Source organism: Agrobacterium sp. GD03872, from assembly GCF_029840625.1.
GTDB lineage: Bacteria > Pseudomonadota > Alphaproteobacteria > Rhizobiales > Rhizobiaceae > Agrobacterium > Agrobacterium fabrum_A.
In genome coordinates, this window is record NZ_JAOCCY010000015.1 from 1 (window position 1) to 20,344 (window position 20,344).

At 61.9% G+C, this 20,344-nt stretch carries 14 protein-coding genes and 1 pseudogene; 7 read left to right on the forward strand and 8 right to left on the reverse strand.

The annotated features are described in order from the left end of the window. From N5D22_RS22255 to N5D22_RS22280, 6 genes and pseudogenes are all read left to right on the forward strand, one after another. Positions 1 to 826, forward strand: a pseudogene (locus N5D22_RS22255) (ice nucleation-like protein); the annotation flags it as partial. A gap of 102 nt (positions 827 to 928) precedes the next feature. Continuing rightward, positions 929 to 1,894 carry a glycosyltransferase family 2 protein gene (locus N5D22_RS22260; protein WP_279657547.1) on the forward strand — a complete coding sequence of 322 codons (966 nt, stop codon included), beginning with the start codon at positions 929 to 931 and terminating at the stop codon, positions 1,892 to 1,894. Positions 1,895 to 2,116: 222 nt separating this feature from the next. Continuing rightward, a complete protein-coding gene (locus tag N5D22_RS22265; protein ID WP_279657548.1) occupies positions 2,117 to 4,162 on the forward strand; it encodes a glycosyl transferase in 2,046 nt (681 codons plus the stop codon). A 102-nt stretch (positions 4,163 to 4,264) separates the two neighbouring features. Next, positions 4,265 to 5,422, forward strand: a complete 1,158-nt coding sequence (gene glf / locus N5D22_RS22270) for a UDP-galactopyranose mutase (RefSeq protein ID WP_279657549.1) — start codon at positions 4,265 to 4,267, stop codon at positions 5,420 to 5,422. 258 nt (positions 5,423 to 5,680) lie between these two features. Further along, positions 5,681 to 10,873 carry an ice nucleation-like protein gene (locus tag N5D22_RS22275; RefSeq protein ID WP_279657550.1) on the forward strand — a complete coding sequence of 1,731 codons (5,193 nt, stop codon included), beginning with the start codon at positions 5,681 to 5,683 and terminating at the stop codon, positions 10,871 to 10,873. Between the two features lie 122 nt (positions 10,874 to 10,995). Further along, positions 10,996 to 11,838, forward strand: coding sequence for an oxidoreductase (locus tag N5D22_RS22280; RefSeq protein WP_279657551.1), 843 nt, complete (start codon positions 10,996 to 10,998; stop codon positions 11,836 to 11,838). A 94-nt stretch (positions 11,839 to 11,932) separates the two neighbouring features. Here the strand turns inward: N5D22_RS22280 and N5D22_RS22285 are convergent, their stop codons facing one another. The 7 genes from N5D22_RS22285 to N5D22_RS22315 all read right to left on the reverse strand — a co-directional run bounded on the left by N5D22_RS22285 (position 11,933) and on the right by N5D22_RS22315 (position 19,036). Continuing rightward, positions 11,933 to 12,433 carry an AraC family transcriptional regulator gene (locus N5D22_RS22285; protein WP_279657552.1) on the reverse strand — a complete coding sequence of 167 codons (501 nt, stop codon included), beginning with the start codon at positions 12,431 to 12,433 and terminating at the stop codon, positions 11,933 to 11,935. After that, positions 12,331 to 12,831 (reverse strand): hypothetical protein, encoded by a 501-nt coding sequence (locus tag N5D22_RS22290; RefSeq protein ID WP_279657646.1) that lies wholly within the window; start codon positions 12,829 to 12,831, stop codon positions 12,331 to 12,333. Before N5D22_RS22290 ends, N5D22_RS22285 begins: the two co-directional genes overlap by 103 nt. Positions 12,832 to 13,024: 193 nt before the next feature. Then, positions 13,025 to 14,617 carry an MFS transporter gene (locus N5D22_RS22295; protein ID WP_279657553.1) on the reverse strand — a complete coding sequence of 531 codons (1,593 nt, stop codon included), beginning with the start codon at positions 14,615 to 14,617 and terminating at the stop codon, positions 13,025 to 13,027. Continuing rightward, the gene (locus N5D22_RS22300) at positions 14,614 to 15,684 is read right to left on the reverse strand and encodes an HlyD family secretion protein (protein ID WP_279657554.1); all 1,071 of its coding nucleotides are present in this window, start codon (positions 15,682 to 15,684) and stop codon (positions 14,614 to 14,616) included. The genes N5D22_RS22295 and N5D22_RS22300 overlap by 4 nt, the downstream gene beginning before the upstream one ends. 4 nt (positions 15,685 to 15,688) lie before the next feature. After that, on the reverse strand, positions 15,689 to 16,444 hold the full coding sequence (locus N5D22_RS22305; RefSeq protein ID WP_279657555.1) for an SDR family oxidoreductase: 756 nt from the start codon (positions 16,442 to 16,444) through the stop codon (positions 15,689 to 15,691). Between the two features lie 288 nt (positions 16,445 to 16,732). Beyond that, positions 16,733 to 18,301 (reverse strand): winged helix-turn-helix domain-containing tetratricopeptide repeat protein, encoded by a 1,569-nt coding sequence (locus N5D22_RS22310; RefSeq protein ID WP_279657556.1) that lies wholly within the window; start codon positions 18,299 to 18,301, stop codon positions 16,733 to 16,735. 288 nt (positions 18,302 to 18,589) lie between these two features. Further along, complete coding sequence (locus tag N5D22_RS22315; RefSeq protein WP_279657557.1) at positions 18,590 to 19,036, reverse strand: MarR family transcriptional regulator; 447 nt, start codon at positions 19,034 to 19,036, stop codon at positions 18,590 to 18,592. Positions 19,037 to 19,184: 148 nt separating this feature from the next. Between N5D22_RS22315 and N5D22_RS22320 the strand changes: the two genes are divergently transcribed. Beyond that, positions 19,185 to 19,949: an alpha/beta hydrolase gene (locus N5D22_RS22320; protein ID WP_279657643.1), complete on the forward strand. Its 765-nt coding sequence runs from the start codon at positions 19,185 to 19,187 to the stop codon at positions 19,947 to 19,949. Positions 19,950 to 20,020: 71 nt separating this feature from the next. Here N5D22_RS22320 and N5D22_RS22325 read toward each other — a convergent pair whose 3' ends face one another. Next, entirely contained in the window at positions 20,021 to 20,308 is a 288-nt protein-coding gene (locus N5D22_RS22325; RefSeq protein WP_279657558.1) for an ester cyclase, read from the reverse strand. Between the last annotated feature and the right edge of the window lie 36 nt (positions 20,309 to 20,344).

The following is a 20,344-nucleotide window of genomic DNA, read 5'->3' on the forward strand; positions in this document are numbered from 1 at the left end:
CCTGACCTCCGATACTCTCGCCACCTTCTCCACCGACGAGATCAAGGCCATCAGCGCCAAGGCGCTCGCCGGCCTCGATGTCACCAAGCTGAGCACCGGTAATGTCGCCGCGCTGAGCAAGGCACAGGCCACCGCACTCTCTTCGGCACAGTTCGCAGCCCTGTCGACCGACCAGATCAAGGCCCTCGGTTCCGATCAGGTCGCCGGCCTCAGCTCCGCCCAGATCGCCACGCTGAGCAGCGACGAACTGGCGCTCTTCTCAACCGACGAGATCAAGGCCATCAGCGCTAACGCCATGGCCGGCCTTTCCGCTGCCACCCTGACTGCTCTCAGCACCGAGAATGTTGCGGCACTGACGAAGACGCAGATCGCAACGCTGTCTTCGACGCAGCTGGGCGCCCTGACCTCCGATGCTCTCTCCACCTTCTCCACCGACGAGATCAAGGCCATCAGCGCCAAGGCGCTTGCCGGCATCGACGTCACCAAGCTGAGCACCGGCAATGTCGCCGCGCTGAGCAAGGCACAGGCCACGGCGCTCTCCGCGGCGCAGTTCGCAGCCCTGTCGACCGACCAGCTCAAGGCCCTCGGCTCCGATCAGGTCGCAGGCCTCAGCTCCGCCCAGATCGGGACACTGAGCAGCGACGAACTGGCGCTCTTCTCCACCGATGAGATCAAGGCCATCGCCGCTAACGCGGTCGCCGGTCTTTCCACGGCCGCCCTGGCTGGTCTCAGCAGCGCCCAGGCCGGTGCACTTTCGGCCCAGCAGCTGAAGGTGATGAACGATGCGCAGGTCGAAGCGATCATCAAAGCCTATAAGGCTGTGTAAAAATTAAAGAACCGAGCAAATTGCGACGCGGCCCCCGGGCCGCGTCGTATCGTAGATACATTCAAATTGCAGAATGCTCCAAAAGGACATTCAGTATCTCTCATGGCAAAAATATCCATCATCATTCCGGCCTTCAACATGGCCAATCTTATCGGCGAGACACTCGACAGTGTTCTGCGCAATGAAACCGAGATGGATATCGTCGTCGTCGACGACGCCTCCACCGACCATACCTGCGACATCGTTGAGCAATACATGGCGCGGCACGCCAACATAAAGCTGATGCGCAGCGAGACGAACACCGGGCCGGGCGTTGCCCGCAACAGGGCGCTGGCGACCATCGACAGCGAATATTGCCTGTTTCACGATGCCGACGACCTTCTGCATGAAGGAGCCGTCGATACCGTTCTGCCCCTGATGGATGACACGGATATCGATGTCGCGTCCTTCAGATATAGCGTGCTGAGAACGGCAGGAGGCGATGCCGGCGAGATGCCGCCCATCGACAAGAATATCTGGGATACCGTCCTCGGCAACCGCGATACGGCGCTGATCGATCTCGATTCGACCGCGCAGTTCCTGGTGACGATCAATTACCCCTGGAACAAGATATTACGGACATCTTTCATTCACCGGACGAACTGGCGTTTCTCCACGGCGCGGATCAACGAGGACATCCTGCCGCATTGGGCGGCCTATATGAATGCCGGGCGTTTTCTCGCCATTAACAGCAGCCTGACAACGCACCGTCTCGTCCCCGGACGCGAGCAGCACACCAGCACTTTTGACGAACGCCGGCTTGAAATGTTCGCAGCGCTGAAAGACACCGAGAAGCTTTTCCTGGAAAACCCGATCTTCAGGGCGAAATATTACCCGATCTTCGTCGTCTTCAAGGCAGGTCTGCTGGAGTGGGCCGGCAAGCAGATGCGGCAGGACCTGCACGGCCTTTTCCGCGAATATGTCGCGCATTCCTATCAATACTTCACGGATGAAGATTTCGACAGTGTCTATCGCATCAATCCGTCAATTGCTTTGGCGAGCTACAGGATGAAACATTCCCGCCGCTAGAACAGGTAAGCAGTCCCTGCTTCCGGCGTGACAGCATCAATACCTCAGGAACCGGCGTCTGACTGGGAAGAAACTTCGCCCCACCCGGCCGCCGGCTGATCTGCACAGGCAATCCCGCCTCAAACACATCCAGCCACAGGCAAGTTACCTGCGATAGCAAAGGACGGCCCATCAACAGGCTGTTTCCATCTTCGACCCTTTGTCGCCTTGCCGCAGGATGTCATGACCGCCAACCACGTCTCTCCTTCAAACGACGCCGCCGCTCCCAGTGCACTCGATCTCGCGCGGAGCCAACGGTTGAGTCTCATGGACCTGCTGAGTGTGACGGAGGCGCTGAATGTTGCCGGTCAGCGAGCCGCGGCCGCCGAGCTCTACAAGACCTGGGTCGCATTCAACGACAACAATCCCACAATTCATCTCGCCTACTTCAACTATGCCGTCGTGCTCAATCAGCTTGGCGATCGCGCGGGCGCCGTGCAGGCGTTCCGCGCCTGCCTGAAGGCCAATCCGGAATTCGCTCCCGGCCACATCAATCTCGGCCGTGCGCTTGAAGACGCCGGGTTGATCGGCCAGGCGGTGGAGCAATGGTCGCATTATGCCGAGGCGACGAAACAGCTCGACGCCGAGGCGGTCGGCCATCGGCATATGACCCTGCAGAACATCGGCCGGGTGCTTGAGGGCGCCGGAAGGCTTGATGACGCCGAAAACGCCTTGCTGCAGGCGTTCGAGCTGCGGCCGGAACTGCCGGAATCCGGCCAGCACTGGGTGTCGCTGCGACAGCGCCAGTGCAAGTGGCCAGTGCTTGCGCCGTCAAGCCATATCCCCGTCCGCAAGATGCTCGACGCCATGTCCTCGCTGACGCTGAGCTGTTATGCCGACGATCCGATGTTCCAGCTGGCCAAGGCATATCGCCTCAGCAAGACGCTGATCGGCGCGCGTCCGGACCTCAGCCGTTTCCCGCGCAGATCGCCGAAGCAGAAATCCGGAACCGGCGAGCGCCTGCGCGTCGGCTATCTCTCCTCGGATCTTCGCGACCACGCCGTGGGCTTTGCTCTCTGCGAGGTTCTGGAACTGCATGACAGGAACAGTCTTGAGGTTTTCGCCTATTACTGCGGCAATGTCCGCAGCACTGACAGTACGCAGGAGCGCATCAAGGCAGCGGTTCATTGCTGGCGGGATATTCACGGTCTGGACGATGCCGCCGCCGCCTCGCAGATCATCTCCGACGAAATCGACATACTGATCGATGTGAACGGCTACACCAAGGATGCGCGCACAAAGATTTTCGCTTATCGCCCCGCGCCGGTCATCGTCAGTTTCTGCGGTTACCCCGGATCGATGGGGAGCCCGTTTCATCAGTACCTGATCTCGGACGGGTACATGATCCCGCCGGAGAACGAAATCTACTATTCCGAAAAGGTCCTGCGCATCGCCTGCGACCAGCCGCTCGACCGGAAGCGGCCCATTGCCGCCCGGCCAAGCCGGGCCGAGGTCGGACTGCCGGAAGATGCGTTCGTATATGCCAGCTTTAACGGCATGCAGAAAATTACCGAAAGCTGCTTCGCACGGTGGATGACGATCCTGCTGCAGACGCCCGGCAGCCTTTTATGGCTGCTGACGGGCGATGACGACGTCAATCAACGCCTGAGAGAGCTCGCGGAAAAAAGCGGCGTCGCAGCCGAACGGCTGGTGTTTGCACCGAAGGCTCCGAATCCGCAGCACATTGCCCGCATCGGCGTTGCCGATCTGTTTCTCGACACCTTCCCCTATGGCGCACATTCCACGGCAGCGGATGCGATAACATCCGGCCTGCCTGTCCTGACCATGTCCGGCAAGACCTTTGCCGCACGTTTCTGCGGCAGCATCGTCACCGCAGCGGGCGTTCCGGAAATGCTTTGCGCTTCGCCGGAAGATTATGTCGCCCGCGCCATCGGTTTCGAACGCGACCGCAAGAGCCTTCTGGCGGTCAGGGAATCGATCGCCCGGCAACGCGAGACGAGCGTATTGCGGGATATTCCCGCTCTGGCGCGCCGCCTGGAAGAGCTGTTCTGGCAAATGCAGGGCGAATGCGAACGCGGCGAGACCCCGGTGCCGGATCTCAGCAATCTCGACATTTATTATGAAGTGGGTGTCGAAGCCCTGCTGGAAAACATCGAGTTCGAAGACGAACAGAGCTACCGGAACCGCTATCTGAAGAAACTCAATCAGTGGCACGACTATGCGCCGATCCCCTATGACCGTCGTCTCTGGCAAAAGCCGGAGAACTGAACACGAGATATTCGCGTTCGGGCCGGGCATGCGTTCAGCGGCAACTCTTCGATGCAAATCTTGACCGCCCGCAGGGCGGCATATGAACAGGACTGATTATCAATGTTCGCCGACGAAAGAATTGTCATTGTTGGCGCCGGGCTTTCCGGCGCGGTCATCGGGCGCGAACTCGCGCTGGCCGGCCATATGGTCGACATCGTCGATGCCCGCGATCACATTGCCGGCAATTGCCACACCGAACGCGACGGCGAAACTGGCGTCATGGTGCATGTTTACGGTCCGCATATTTTCCATACCGACGACAAGGAAGTCTGGGACTATGTGAACGGTTTCCAGACCTTCATGCCTTACAAGAACCGCGTCAAGACGACGAGCAGCGAGCGCGTCTACTCCCTTCCGGTCAACCTGCACACGATCAACCAGTTCTTCGGCAGGAACTTCCGGCCCGATGAAGCCCGAACCTTCATCGAGGAAAAGGCCGACAGGTCGATTACCGATCCGCAGACCTTCGAGGAGCAGGCGCTGCGCTTCGTCGGACGCGATCTCTACGAAGCCTTCTTCAAGGGATATACCGAGAAACAATGGGGCTGCTCACCGACGGAGCTGCCAGCCTCCATCCTGAAACGCCTGCCCGTGCGCTTCAACTACGACGACAATTATTTCTTCCACAAATATCAGGGCATGCCGGAAACCGGCTATACCGACATGATCGAACGCATCCTCGATCACCCCAACATAACGGTGACGCTCGGCACGCATTTCCGCCGCGCCGAAGCGCCGGCATCCAGACACGTCTTCTATTCGGGTCCGCTCGATGGTTATTTCGACTTCGAATTCGGCCGCCTGGCATACCGGACGCTCGATTTCGAACGCTTCACCTATGACGGTGACTATCAAGGCTGCGCGGTGATGAATTACGGCGACGTTTCCGTACCCTTTACCCGCATCACCGAACACAAGCACTTTTCCCCGTGGGAAGAACATAAAGGCTCGGTCTGCTACAGGGAGTTCTCCCGTGAATGCGGCCCGCAGGACATTCCCTATTATCCCATCCGGCTGGTCGAGGACAAAGAACAGCTTGCCGAATATGTGGCGCGTGCCGAACGGGAAGCGTCGGTCACCTTTGTCGGGCGGCTCGGGACGTATCGTTATCTCGATATGGATGCGACCATCCGCGAAGCGCTCGACACCGCCCGCCTCTATCTCGCGAAGCTGTCAGGCGGCGGCACGATGCCGGCCTTCCTGCATTCGCCCGTCTGAGCCCGATCCCGCATTTTATACACTTGCGATGAACGCATGCGGCACGCGCAGCCAGCGGCGGCTTGGCGCCTCCGATGTTTTGCGGCGTTAATGGCAGTATCGTTAAGGGAGATCGACGGCGACATAGCAACTTCAGGTTCAGGCAAGCCCGATTGCGTACTCAATATCTGAAAAATGGTGGAGTTGAGTGACCGACGCCCTTCGGGGCCCTGGGCAGAAAATCCATCTGTCGCGCTTAGGCTTTAGGATTTTTCGGACATGACGTCGATCATCTCTTCCCTGAATGTCAATCAGATCAGATATCTCTCGACAGAGGCGGTCGCAGCCTGGACGACCGAAGACGTGGCGTCGCTTTCCACAGCCCAGATCAAGGCGCTCTCCTCGGCTCAGATCGCCGCATTGGATACTGAGGACGTCAAAGTCCTCAACTCTCAACAGTTGAGCGCCATTTCACAGGGCGCCATCGTTGGTCTGACGCTGGATCAACTCAATATTCTCGATCAATACGCCATCAAAAGCCTGAGCTCGATACAGGTTTCCGCACTGACGACCACCCAGCTTCATGGCCTGACGACGGATCAGGCGGAGGCCTTGACCTCCTCCCAGGTGCGTGTCCTGAGCGCGGTGCAGCTTGCGGCCCTGAGCGTGGAGGATGTCGCAACATTTTCAACCGCCGACATGGCGGCGATTACGGCCAGAGCCATGCCGGGCCTCAGCACGGAGGTGATCGCAGGGCTGACCCCGGACCAGATCGCCGCCCTCAGCCCAAGCACTGTTGCCGGCCTGACGACCGATCAGATCGCGGTGTTGAGCCCGGATCAGGCCGAAGCCCTGTCGCCGGCGCAGATCAGGGTATTGAGCTCGTTGCAAATCGCTGCCCTCGGCACGGATGATATCGCCACCTTCTCGACGGCCGACCTTGCCGCGATTTCCATCAAGGCCATGCCTGGCCTGAGCATCGCAGCAATCGCCGATCTTGCTCCGGAGCGTATCGCCGCCCTCAACGCAAGCGCGATTGCGGGCCTGACGACCGAGCAGATCGAGACCTTGAGCACCGATCAGATCGCCGCATTGACCACGGCCCAGATTGCCGCACTCAAGACGACACATATCGCCGCCCTTAGCACGAACCAGGTCGAAGCCCTGTCTCCGGAACAGGTGAGATCGCTGAATGCGGCGCAACTTGCGGTCCTGAGTGCTGACGATATCGCAACTTTCTCGACCGCCGATATCGCGGCGATCACGAGCGGGGCGATGCCGCGTCTTGGCACGGAGGCGATCAGCCTGCTCACGAAAGATCAGATCGCGGCGTTGACGACGGGCCAGATGCGCGCGCTCGGCGCCGCGCAATTCCAGGCCTTGAGCGCTGGTCAGATCGAGGCCCTGTCAGCCGCCCAGATTGTCGCCCTGAACACCGGCGTGATCGCGAGCCTGATCGCCGATCAGATCGAGGCCCTGAGCACCCAACAGGTCGAAGCCCTGTCTGCAGCGCAGGTGAAGGTGCTGAGCACGATGCAACTCGCAGCCCTGAGCGCCGAAGACATAGCGACATTTTCGACCGCCGATATCGCGGCAATCACCGGCAAGGCAATGTCCGGTCTCAGCCCGGATGCAATCGCGGCGCTGACCACGGCGCAGATCGCCGCCCTGACCACCAGCGCCATCGCCGGGCTGACGGCCGATCAGATCGAAGCCCTGAACACCCAACAGGTCGAAACCCTGTCGGCGACACAGGTGAGGTCCCTGAGCTCAGCGCAGCTTGCGGCGCTGAGCGTCGAAGACCTGGCGACATTTTCGACCGCCGACATCGCGGCGATCACAAATAAGGCCGTGTCGGGCTTGAACACGGATGTCATCGCAGCGCTTACCGCGGCTCAAATCGCCGCTCTGAGCACCAGTGCGGTTACCGGTCTGACGCCCGACCAGGTCGAAGCCCTGAGCGGTAATCAGGTCAGCCTTTTATCCTCCGCGCAGATCAAGGCGCTGAGTTCGGCGCAAGTGGCCGCCCTGGGTGAGGATGTTGCAGTCCTGTCCACCAGCCAGACCGCCGTGTTGAGCGCATTAGGCGTCAAGGGTCTGACCCTTGACCAGATTGCAGCCCTGCGCATCGACCAGTTCGCGGCCTTGACCACCGTTCAGATCGCGTCCCTCAGCGCGGGACAGATCGCGGCCATGGGTACGGGGAACATAACATCGCTTTCAGTAACCCAGATTGCAGCCATAAGCACCTCCGGTATCGCCGGACTTTCAACCGGCCAGATCGCCGCCCTCGGCACCGGCCAGATTTCCATGCTGTCGACCAGGCAGATGGCGACGTTGACCGCAGCACAAGTCGCTTCGCTTGGAACAGACGACATAGCCGCTCTTTCAACGGCCCAGATTGCCGCGCTGGGCACCGCAGGCATTGCCGGACTTAGCGCACAACAGCTTGCGACCCTCAGCACCGCGCAAGTTGAAGCCCTGACGAGCACGCAGATCCTCAATCTCGACTCCACACAGATTTCAGCATTGGGGACGGAGGACCTGGCACGCTTCACGACCAAGGACATCGCCGCGATCAGTTCGAGTGCGATCCCGGGATTGTCGGCGGAGATCATCGCGTCACTGACGACAGCCCAGATTGCCGCCCTGAATACGCAAAGCGTCGGCGCGCTGAGCACCGCCCAGATCGCCGCATTGACGGCAGCTCAGGTCGAGGCCTTGACCACCACCCAGGTTGGCGCTCTCACCTCGAAACAGATAGCGGTCCTGAGCGCGGACGACATTGCGACATTCTCGACCAAGGACATTGCCGCAATCAGCTCGAATGCGATACCCGGCTTGTCAACGGAGACCATGGCGTCGCTGACAGTGGCGCAAATCTCAGCCCTGAGCACAAGAAGCATCGGAGTGCTCAGTACCGCGCAGATCGCCGCCCTGAGCACCGCTCAGGCCGAGGCCCTGACCACCGCACAGGTCGGTGCGTTGAGTTCGGCGCAGATAGCGGCTCTGGGCGCGGATGATATAGCGACCTTCTCGACCAGGGACATTGCGGCGATCGGTTCGAATGCGATACCGGGTCTTTCAACGGAAACCATAGCATCACTGACGACAGCGCAGATCGCGGCGCTGAGTCCGGCCGGTGTGAGTGGACTGGGCACCGGGCAGATCGCGGCGCTCACGAGCGACCAGGTGAACGCCCTCACCAATACCCAGATCGGCACCCTCACCTCCCGGCAGGTTGCGGCGTTGCAGGTGACCGACATCGCCTCGCTTTCCACAACCCAGATCGGCGCCTTTAGCGCTGCGGGCATCACGGGCCTGACCACCGATCAGATCGCGGCCCTCAGCACCGATCAGGTCGAGGCGCTGAACAGTAATCAGGTCGGCGCGCTCAGCTCGAAACAGATCGCGGCCCTGGGTACGGACGACATTGCGACCTTCTCGACCAGGGACATTGCCGCACTCGGCTCGAGTGCTATCGCGGGCCTGTCTGCGGAAACCATAGCGTCAATGAGCACGGCCCAGATTGCCGCGCTGAGCGTGGCCGGCATTGGCGGGCTGAGCACGGCGCAGGTTGCCGTCTTGACCGGCGATCAAGTGGACGCCCTGACCAGTGCGCAGGTCGGCGCTCTCACCTCGAAGCAGCTTGCGGCGCTGAGCGTGGCGAGCATCGCCTCGCTTTCAGCAGCCCAGATAGCTGCGCTCAGCGCGGCGGGCATGGCCGGCCTGACCACCGACCAGATCGCCGCCTTGAACACCAGCCAGGTCGAGGCCCTGACCAGTGCCCAGATCGGCGTTCTCAGCTCGAAACAGATCGCGGCGCTCAAGGCCGAAGGTCTTGACACCTTCACCGCCGCAGAGCTGGCCGCAATCAGCGCCAGTGCGGTCGCGGGCCTGTCGACGGCGATGATCGCTTCACTGACAACAGCCCAGATCGCGGCTCTCGGCACGGCGGCGATATCGGGCCTGACCACCGACCAGATCGTCGCCCTCGGCACCGGTCAGGTGGATGCCCTCACCACCGCACAGGTCGCTGCACTCACCTCCAGGCAGGTTGCCGCCCTCAGTCCAGCCGACATCGCCTCCCTGGCAGCGACCCAGATAGCCGCACTCAGCACGGCAGGCGTGGCGGGTCTGACCACCGATCAGCTCGCGGCCCTCAACACCGAGCAGGTCGAGGCCCTGACGAGCGCGCAGATCGGTGCGCTCAGCTCGAAGCAGCTTGCCGCACTCAATGCCGATGATCTTGATACGTTTACCGCAGCAGAGCTGGCTGCAATCAGTTCCAGCGCGGTCTCCGGCTTGTCGCTGGCAGCGATCGCTTCTCTGACGACGGCCCAGATCGCGGCCCTCGGCGCGGCGGCGATACCAGGTCTGACCACCGACCAGATAGCGATCCTCAGCACCGGCCAGATGGACGCGCTGACCAATGCCCAGATCGGTGCGCTCACCTCGAGACAGGTCGCAGCCCTGAGCGAGGCCGGCATCGCCTCCCTCTCCACCGCGCAGATCGCCGCCCTGGACGCCAAGGCTGTTGCCGGTCTCGGCAGCGCCCAGACCGGCGCCTTGAGCGCTGAACAGGTCGAGGCATTGTCCACCCGTCAGATAGGCGCATTGAATTCGGACGCGCTTAAGGGTCTGTCCACGGAAATGCTGGGAACCTTCTCGGCGGAGGAGCTTGCCGCAATCGGCTCAAGCGCGATAAAGGGCCTGTCTACGGACTTCGTTGCCGCTCTTTCGACCGCAAAGGTCGCAGCGCTGAGCACGGCTGGCGTCGCCGGACTGACCAGCGATCAGATCAGCGCCCTTGGCAAGGACCAGATCGAAGCTTTCTCTACCAGCCAGATCGCCGCAATGAGTTCGGCTGGACTTGCCGGACTGACGACGGAAGATATCGCGACGTTCTCGACCGGGGAAATCGCTGTCATCAGTTCGGCGGCGATCAGGGGACTGTCCACCAGCGTCGTGGCGTCGCTATCCCCGGAGAAGATCGCCGCTTTGACGACGGGTCAGGTGGCCTCGCTGAGCTATGGCCAGGTGGCGGCAATGGGCGCCACACAAATCGGAGCATTGTCCCTGTCGCAGGTCGGTGCCCTCAGCTCGATGCAGGCGGCCGCGCTTGGCGGCGACGATCTCGCAGCATTTTCCGCCGAGCAGATCATCAGCCTGAACTCGAGCGCGATCCTGGGATTGAGCACCGGTACGCTTGCGGCCTTGACGTCATCCCAGGCGGCCGCCTTCACGCCCGGACAGGTCGCCGCCATGACTTCGGCGCAGGTTGCGGCATTGAATAGCAGCAAGTCCGCAAACAGCTCGGTCCAGGATATCGCCTCCCTTCTCTCAGCCGCCGGACCGGAGGCTGCGGCGCAGGACAATACGAGCGAGAGCGACGGGCAGGTGGACGCTTCGGCTGGGACGCAGGCGTCGCCTGACGTAACCGCCACCATTCTGTCCTATCTCGACGTGTGACGGTCGCCGACATCGTTCAATTGCGCAATATTGCGATAGTCGCCGAAATCTGCGAACGGCGTGCCTGAGCCAGGTTCGATAGTAATTTCTGAGCAGCAAGGTGCTGCAAAGGAGTACTCATCATGAAAACCTGGTTCATAACGGGCGCATCGCGGGGGTTCGGCCTTCGCATCGCGAAACTGGCATTGGAGCGCGGCGACAATGTCGTCGCAACCGCACGGCGCGCCGACGCCGTGATCGAAGCTCTCGGCGAACATCCCCGGCTGCTTGCCGTCCCGCTCGACGTCACGGATGAAGCGCAGGCGCAGGAGGCGGCAAAGGCAGCAATCTCACGCTTCGGCCGCATCGACCTGCTCCTGAACAATGCCGGTTTCGGCCTTCTTGGTGCTGTGGAGGAGGCAACGGCAGAAGAGGTGGAGAGGCTGTATCGCACGAATGTCTTCGGTTTATTGGCTGTTACCCGCGCCGTTCTTCCGCAAATGCGCGCCCAGCGTTCGGGACGCATTCTCAATATCTCGTCGATCGGCGGTTATCGCGGCGCGGCAGGCTTCGGCGTCTACAGTTCGACCAAGTTCGCGGTCGAAGGGTTGTCCGAGGCGCTACACGCCGAACTGGCCCCGCTTGGGATTCATGTGACGGTGGTCGAACCCGGCTATTTCCGCACGGACTTTCTGGACTCCACGTCATTGTCCATCAGCGGAAATGGCATTCCCGACTACAACGGCACGGCTGGACACGTCCGCCAGATCGCGAGCGATCTCAATCACGGCCAGCCCGGTGATCCGGACAGACTTGCGAAAGTTCTCGTGGAGTTCGCGGATGCACCGAATCCCCCGGTCCGTCTCCCGCTCGGCAGCGATACAGTGCAGGCCATCGAGGCCAAACACGCAGCCGATGCGGCAATTCTGGCGGAATGGCGCGAGACATCGATTTCGACTGACTTCGCGCCATTAAGGGCCATGTAGACCGACGAATGTCCAATCGGGGACTCCGATCAGGAAGGTTCCCAGCGAATGCCCGCCTCGGCGCCCCGCACGGGCGCCGTTGCCCTTCGTCTTTCTACATAATCTGCCGACGATATTCGCTTGGTGTCATTCCCACCAGTTTTCGGAATGCTGCGGCGAAGGACGACGGGGTCTGATACCCCACCATCAGTGCAATATCGGTAACAGCCAGCATTCGTTCATTCAGGTGGCGTCGAGCCTCCTCAATCCGCAATGCGACAAGCCAATTATGCGGCGTATGGCCGGTTGCCTTCCGAAAGGCGGTACAAAAATGAAACCGGCTGAGGCTCACCAGCGCAGCAAGCTCGTCCAGGCCAATCTCCTCACCAAGATGTTCCTGCATATAGCGTGTGACCCGCCGCACCTGCCAGTCGGCAAGTCCGCCGCGCGGCGCTTCTCGTTCCAGCGCGTTGACGCTGCTGTGGGCGCGCACGAGCTGGATGCAAAGCAGGTCTATCGCCTGATCGACAAAAAGTCGCGATGCTGGATCGTTGCGAGACGCTTCGCGGCCGAGCAGCTCCAGAATGCGTGCGGCACAGGGGTCTTCAAATCCCACTCTGCCAACAAGTTCAACGCGGCCACCGCCGGTGAATTGAGCGGCGCCAGCCTGAAGCCGGTGATCGGGAAGATAACATGATTGACCTCGATGGAGCCGCCGATGTCCCAACGCCCGTCATGCCCTTCAGGAATGAGCGTGATCGTGCCGCTACGCGTTCGAGACGCCAGCCGCTTCCCCTCGGTGCGCCAGACAATATCCCGGTCAACGCCATAATAGGTCATGATGACATGTTCAGGCAGGGCCGGCAGGGAATCATGAAGGGCACCGTGTCCCCATCGGTTCGTAACGCGAACTGCATCCCTGAACGGCTCGCCAGCGATTTCCGGCGGACGATCGAGAATACGCCCTATCCCGGCAACCGCATCGTCCACTGAAATATGGGCCGTGACAGCCAATCCGCCCTCCATCCACAATATAGGTCTACGAACTCGTCCGGTTGCAGTGTATGCGAAGCGAAACCGACAGGCACTTGAAAAAAGCCGTTCTTCGTCACCGGGAAAGAATACGCTCCGTCGATGACGGCCATGCCGGGAATCTTCTCCCGCAGATCAAGTTAAACGCCGGTGAGGACAACCGTTCATGAAACCATCAGGAAATGGCCGTTGACTGCGCCCGGTGGTCACGTTTGGCGAGCGCGATCTTGATTGCAACCAGCACCGGCGCAGCGACGAGAAAAAGAAGCGCGACCGCGGCGAAAGCGGTGTCGAAGGCAATCACGATCGACTGGCCGGTCACGCTGCGCCCCAGAAGGCCGGTCGCTGCCCGGCCGGCGGCAGCGGCATCCAGGCCCTTCGCGCTGAACAGCGCCGTCATCGCGGTCAACCGATCCAGGACCGCGGGCGTTCCCGCGGTGACGCTGGCGCCGAGCACCGTAGTGTTCGCCACCGTTGCGTGGTCGATCAGCGTCTGAAGCCCGGCTACCCCCATAAGCCCGCCAAGCTGACGGCCGGTATTGAAGAGGCCGATGCCGCCCGCAAGGTTCCGGGCGTCGAGCTTGCCGAAGGCGATCAGGTTGATCGACAGGAACAGGAAGCCGAGCCCGAGGCCGCGCAGCAGGATCGCCGCCATCATGTCGCCCGCACCGCTCTCGCCGCTCGAGCCCGACAGCATCCACATCGCCGCCATGATCATGAGGATGCCGAACGGCACGGTGGCGAAGGGCGCCACGCCCCGGGCCTGTATGAGAAAGGCTGCGAGAAGCAGCGCGGCAACGAACAGCGCACCGCTCGGCAGGAGGAGTGCGCCGGCATCCGTGGGCGTGAAGGCAAGCACGGAGACGGCAAAAGACGGTATCAGGAACGCGCTGCCGAAGAGCGCGGCGCCGGCCACAAAACTCACGATGAAGGCAAAGGTAAAATCCGACGATCCGAACAGGGTGACATCGATGAGACCCCGACCTCCGGCAAGCACTTGCCGGCCAAGGAACGCCAGCAGGGCGGAAGCGGCTATGACCGCCAGCCACAGGATATGCCGCGCCTCGAACCAGTCCCATCGGCTGCCCTGGCTGAAGAGATAGGTCAGGCAGAACAGCGCCACGGCGAGGAGCGTAAAACCTGTCCAGTCGAACGGGCGCGACGCGGGCCCGGCCGGGATCGGATCATCCGCGTAGACCAGAATCCCGGCCGCCGCCAGGGCGACGGGAACCACAAAGAAGAATATCCATGACCATGACTGGCTGTCGAGCAGCCAGCCCTCCAGGGCCGGCGCGACCGTCGCGGGGGCGACAACGGAGCCGATGGCGAACAGGCATTGCAGGAAAGGCTGGCGAGACGCCGGATAGGCGAGAAAGATCGCGGCCTGACCCGCCACGAGCAGGACACCGCCGGAAAAACCCTGCATGAGCCGGAGCGCGATCAGCAGATCCAGGCGCGCCGTGACGGCGGCGAGACCACATGCGCCGCCCATGACAAGGGTCGCGCCGAGAACCAGGTTGCGCGGACTGGAACGCGCCATCAATCCGGCCGCTGCCATGAACCCGATCAATTTGAACGCGGTATAGCCGATATCCAGCCAGGCGAATTCATCGGGTGTAGCATGGGTATCGCCGGCCATGTCGGCGCGCCCGAGTGCAAGGACGGTGCTGGCGACCGCCTCGGTGAGGGCGGCCAGCACGATGCCGGTGATGAACAGCGGCCCGGCCGCCGACCGCTCGCGCGGCGCTTCTGCAACGATGACGGTCATTGCCCGCTCCTGAGATCGACTTCGACGCGGGCGGACAGGCCAGGCACAAGCCGGCCGGGCAGCGGATTGCCGGCAAAGCGGATTTTTACCGGAACACGCTGGACCACGCGAACGAAGTTGCCGGTGGCATTATCAGCGGGAAGCAGGCTGAAGGCCGAACCGCTGCCGGGAGCAAAACTATCGACCACGCCTTCCAGTGTCTCATGAGGATAGCCGTCGACGGTGATGTGTACACGCTGGCCCGAGCGGATCTGTTCAAGCTGCGTTTCCTTGAAATTCGCCACCAGCCAGACGTCATTGACGGGAACTATATCGAGCAGTGAAACCCCGGGCGCAACGAGCCGGCCAACACGGACCTGCCGATTGCCGACGACGCCGCCAACCGGCGCGCGGACGACGGTGCTGTCGAGGTCGATTTCGGCGAGATCGCGCGCGGCCTTCGCCTGCGCCACGGCGGCAACCGCCGCTTCGCGCTGGGCGGCAAGCACGGCGGTACGCTGCTGCTGGGCTTCGACCGTCGAGGTCGCCGCGGCAAGACTTGCCTCCGCCCGCGCCAGCGCCGAATCGCTCTCATCGACGCGGGCCTGGCTGACAGCACTGCTGCGGATGAGGCTGCGTTGCCGGCCGAATGCCTTGGTCGCCAGATCAAGCTCCGCGATCGCCGCGCGACGCTGAGCCTCGGCCTGCCGGATGAGGACATCCTGAAGCCGAACCTCCGCATCGACATTGGCCAGCCGGGCGTCTGCGGCGTCGACATTCGCCGCCGCCTGCGCCAGCCGGGCAAGATAGTCCCGGTCATCGATGCGAAACAGCACGTCGCCTGCGCGAACCGTCTGGTTGTCACGAACATCGACCCCGGTTACATAGCCCGAAATCTTCGGCGCAAGAGAAGTGACGTCGCCGCGCACATAAGCGTTGTCGGTGGATGCCGCATCGCCCGCGCGGCTCCAGGCCCATCCGCCCGCCCCAACCGCGACGGCGGCAAGGCAGAGGAGCAGGCCGGCGATCTTCCTGCCTCTGCTCGGCTTCACCTTCTGCGTGGCGGTCGCTTCCTGATGTGGGTCCATGGTCTCAGTTCCCCCGCGCCTGCTGGTCAAGCCAGTCGGCAAGGTCGATCGTGCCGAGACGCGGGTTCTCGCCCGGCGTCAGCGAGCGGTCATCGAGAATAGCGCCGAAATAGCGGGCCCGGATATCGGCCACAATCCTGCGCGTGTCTCCCGTCGCCTGCGCGAAGCTTCGGACCGCCTCGTCGAGCGGAATGGCGCGTGGGCCGGCGACTTCGACGATCCCGTTCAGGGGCGGCGCCAGCGCAAGATCGGCCAGCGCGGCGACGACATCGTCGGATGCAATCGGCCGGAACAGCGCCGGAGACACGCGAATTTCGTCACTGCCGGGAGTAGGTTGGGCGATGCCGCCGACGAATTCAAAAAACTGCGTGGCGCGCAAAATGGTGTAGGCGATGCCGGCAGCCTTGATAAGATCCTCCTGAGCGACCTTCGCCCGGAAATAACCGCTGCCCGGCAGCCGCTCGCTGCCGACAACCGACAGGGCGAGGTGATGGCGAACCCCGGCGGCTGCCTCCGCTGCGAGGAGGTTGCGCCCTGACGTCTCAAAAAAGTCGAGCACGGCCGCATCCTCCCAGACCGGCGCATTGGCCACGTCGACAACGACGTCGGCGCCGTCAAGCGATTCTGCGAGGCCTTTGCGGGTAATGGTATCGACCCCTGTTCTGGGCGAAGCGGCAAGCGCCTCGTGGCCGCGTTCGCGAAGGGTTTTCACGAGTTTCGATCCGATGAGGCCCGAGCCTCCGATCACGACGATCTTCATGGTTTTTCTCCATCCTGTGCCGACCGCTGGATTGCTGTCGAGATGACGGGAGAATGCCGGCCGGCCGCCGTGAAGTCCTTGGCGCCGGCTTGAATTGAACTTGAAGCAATCTTGATTCTTCGTCCAAGGCGACGTTTGTTTTTGCACCCGCCTGCCCGGCAACCCGCGCCCGGAGCCGGCCGGCACGATGCGGCCATGACCGCCTGACACAGCCGGAACAGCTGGCAACGCCACCCTCTGCCTCTTCGCTTCATGTCAACGCGGCGGCCTTACGCAGCCGCTGGCGGTTCATTCGGGCAGGCCCGCCTTGCGCAGACCATCGGCGAATTGCGCAAGATCTTCGGAGCGATGGATAGGAAGCCACTCCTTGAGGTTGGAGAGGCGCGCGGCGGGCAAGACCCCGTTCAATCGCTGCATCACCTCATGCGCTTCCGCCAGCCGGCCCGCAAGCGCATGGCTTGCCGCCAGAAGGGTGAGGGCGATCAGGAGATCGGGCAGGTTTCCCAGGGCTTTTTCCGCGGCGATGGCGGCGGCGTCGAAACGTCCGGCGCAGAAATGCGCCAGTGCGATGCCAGCCTGCATGCGAAACATTTCCGGATCGAGTGGACTCAGACGGACCGCATGGGCAAGATCTTCCAGGGCATTCTCGGTCTCGCCGCGGAAAATGCGCAGAAAGCCGCCGAGGAACCAGGCCGGGGCGAAATTGGGGTTGAGCAGGCGCGCCCGATCGATGAGCGCGATGCCACCATCGAGATCGCCAGCGAGATGGCCGAGCGCATGCCCGGCTCTGGTCAGGGCCACGGCGTCATCCCGCCCGAACTGCACCGCCAGCCGCGCCAGCCGCACAGCCTCGGCGGTTTCCTCGACGGGATTATCCATCCAGCCGTTCAGCTTGCGCCAGAAATGGCACCAGGCCGCGCCGCTATAGGCCGACGCAAATTCTGGGTCGAGTTCCATTGCCCGATGGAACAGGGGCAATGCCGCTCCAATGGCGTCGCGGGTGCCGTTGTGCAGCCTGGCCATGCCCCGCAGATAATAGTCATAGGCATCGAGGCTGTCCGTCGGTTTGCGCTTGGCACGCTCGATCTCGGCCCGTTCGAGTTGCGGCGAGATCGCGCCAACGACACTTTCGGCGATCTGGTCCTGGAGTTCGAAGAGGTTTCCGAGCGTCCCCTCGAAACGTTCGGCCCAGAGATGCGCACCGGTCGAGGAATCGATCAGCTGCCCGGTGATGCGCACCTTGTCTCCCGCCTTGCGCAGGCTTCCCTCCAGCACATAGCGCACGCCGAGCTTGCGGCCGACCTCCTTCACATCGACCGCCTGCCCCTTGTAGGTGAAACTGGAGTTGCGGGCGATGACGAACAGCCAGCGCAAACGCGACAGCGCAGTAATGATGTCCTCGACCACGCCGTCAGCGAAATAATCCTGTTCCGGATCGCCACTCAGATTTTGAAATGGCAGAACGGTGATGGAGGGCTTGTCCGGCATTGCAAGCACCGGATCCGGTTCGCCGAACCCGGTGCGGATATGGTCACCGGCCTCGGGCTCATTTGTCGCGATGTCGCCGACGAAGCGGAACCCCTTGCGCGCGACCGTGCGAATGAGGCGTTGTTCCTCACCATTGTCGCCGACCGCCTTGCGCACGGCGTTGATGTGACTGGTAATGGTGGATTCCGAGACAATTCGCCCACCCCACACTGCCTCCAGCAAATCATCCTTGCTGACGACGCGATCGCGGTTCGCAACAAGGTACAGCAGCAAGTCGAAAACCTGCGGTCCGACAGCCACGACCTCGCCGCGCCGGGTCAACTCCCTCCGCTGTTGGTCGAGCAGGTAGTCTCCAAATATAAAATCCATGATCGGCCCCCTTGCACGATGGCCGTCCGCGCCCTGCCATGTGCAGGCAATCCTCCGGCATTGTTAGCATATTATCGCGTAGCGTGCCCGTCCGCCCACGGCAAGGGTTTCGGTCGTGCCAAACGGGCGGCTCCATAATTCACCCATTTAATTCCACAACGGCTGTTGCGGGCAAGATCAGGCACAGGAGGCAAGCCCTGGACCAACCGGCCGTTCGCGGTCACGTGAAGGATGGGACGGGTGTCGTCAACAGCGTGTATCGGCGCTTTGGCGCCGATGAAGGTGGTCTCAGTCGGCCAGAGGCGCGGCGAGCGCATCGCGAAGCTTCTGGATGCGGGTGTTGAGAGCGATGATCTCTTCCACCGTCATGCCGGAACGCTGCAGCAGCGTATCGGTGAGGCAGCCGGTCTTCGCCTGCAGGTCTCTTCCCTTGTCCGTCAGGTGAACGCCGACGAGCCGTTCGTCCAGCTTCGAGCGCTGGCGGGTAACGAAGCCTCCCGCTTCAAGCCGCTTGACCAACGGCGTGATGGTGCTCGGCTCCAGAGCCAGGCGATCAGCAATCGCCGAGATCGTCTGGCCATCCCCCTCCCATAAGGTGCTCAGCACGAGATATTGCGGATAGGTAACGCCGAGTGCGTCAAGCATCGGCTTGTAGGTGCGATTGATGGCGATGCTCGTGCCGTAAAGCGAAAAGCAGAGCTGGCTATCGAGAGGGATCGGCTGCGAGTCGGTCATGGCGGTCTCTGATTTATTGTCCTGAGAACACCATATCACAAAATTCATTATCGCAATAAAAAATATCTGGACAAAAGTTTTCATCGCTGCTACGTTTAATTATCGCGATAATGGTTATCGCAATAAAACAAGGAGAGATACAATGTCCATGCTCAACACCCTGCTCGCTTCCGCAGCCTCCCTCGTCCTGGCCGCCGCCGTCGTACCGGCAGCCCAGGCGCAGTCCGCCCCCACCAAGTCCATCGTCCTCGTCCACGGCGGTTTCGTCGACGGTTCCGGATGGCAGGGCGTCTATAATATCCTGAAGAAAGACGGCTACGACGTCACCATCGTCCAGAACCCCACCCTCTCGCTGGCCGATGATGTCGCCGTCACCAAACGCGCCATCGCCGCCGCCAAAGGCGATGTCATCCTCGTCGGTCATTCCTATGGTGGCGTCGTCGTTTCCGAAGCCGGTACCGATCCCAAGGTAAAGGGTCTCGTCTATATCGCCGCCTTTGCACCCGACGCCGGCGAATCCATCGCAAAGCTCATCGCCAACCCGCCGGAAGGTGCGGCCGTTCCCCCGATCCTGCCGCCGCAGGATGGTTTCCTGTTCCTCGACAAGCAGAAATTCGCGGCTGCCTTTGCCGCGGACGTCGAGCCGGAACTCGCCGCCTTCATGGCGGACTCGCAGGTTCCGTGGGGTGTCGAAGCCCTTCAGGGTGAAGTGACCGCTCCGGCCTGGAAGAAAAAGCCCAGCTGGTATCTCGTCGCCACCGAAGATCACATGATCCCTCCGGAAGCCCAGCGCGGCATGGCGAAACGCGCCGGCGCAACCGTCGTCGATCAGGCCGGATCCCACGCGGTCTACGTTTCCCAGCCGAAAGCAGTCGCCAAACTCATCGAGGATGCGGCTGGCGGCCTGAAATAAACCGCCGAATGCCGAGTGAATGACAAAACCCCGGCTGCGGAGGCAGCCGGGGTTTTCTGTTACGCACCACCTCAAAGGAGGCGCAGGAGCCCCATGACCGACACACCGATGACGAGCCCGAGGCCAAGTGCGAACCACACCCGATATCCGGCAAGCCACATGGCGGCGAGCTTGCCCATGCTAAAACCCCGACCGCCGATCTGGGCCATCAGCGTCAGCGTATCCGAGCAGATCCATTCCTCGACAATTTTCCCGTCGGCGATGCGGTAAATCTCGCTGCTCTCATACTCCACATGCTTGCCCTTAGGCTGAGCGCCGAGGAATTTGCTGCTTTCACAGGCACTAACAAGGGACGCCAAGGATGGCTCCGGAGTGATGCTGGAAGCGAAACTATC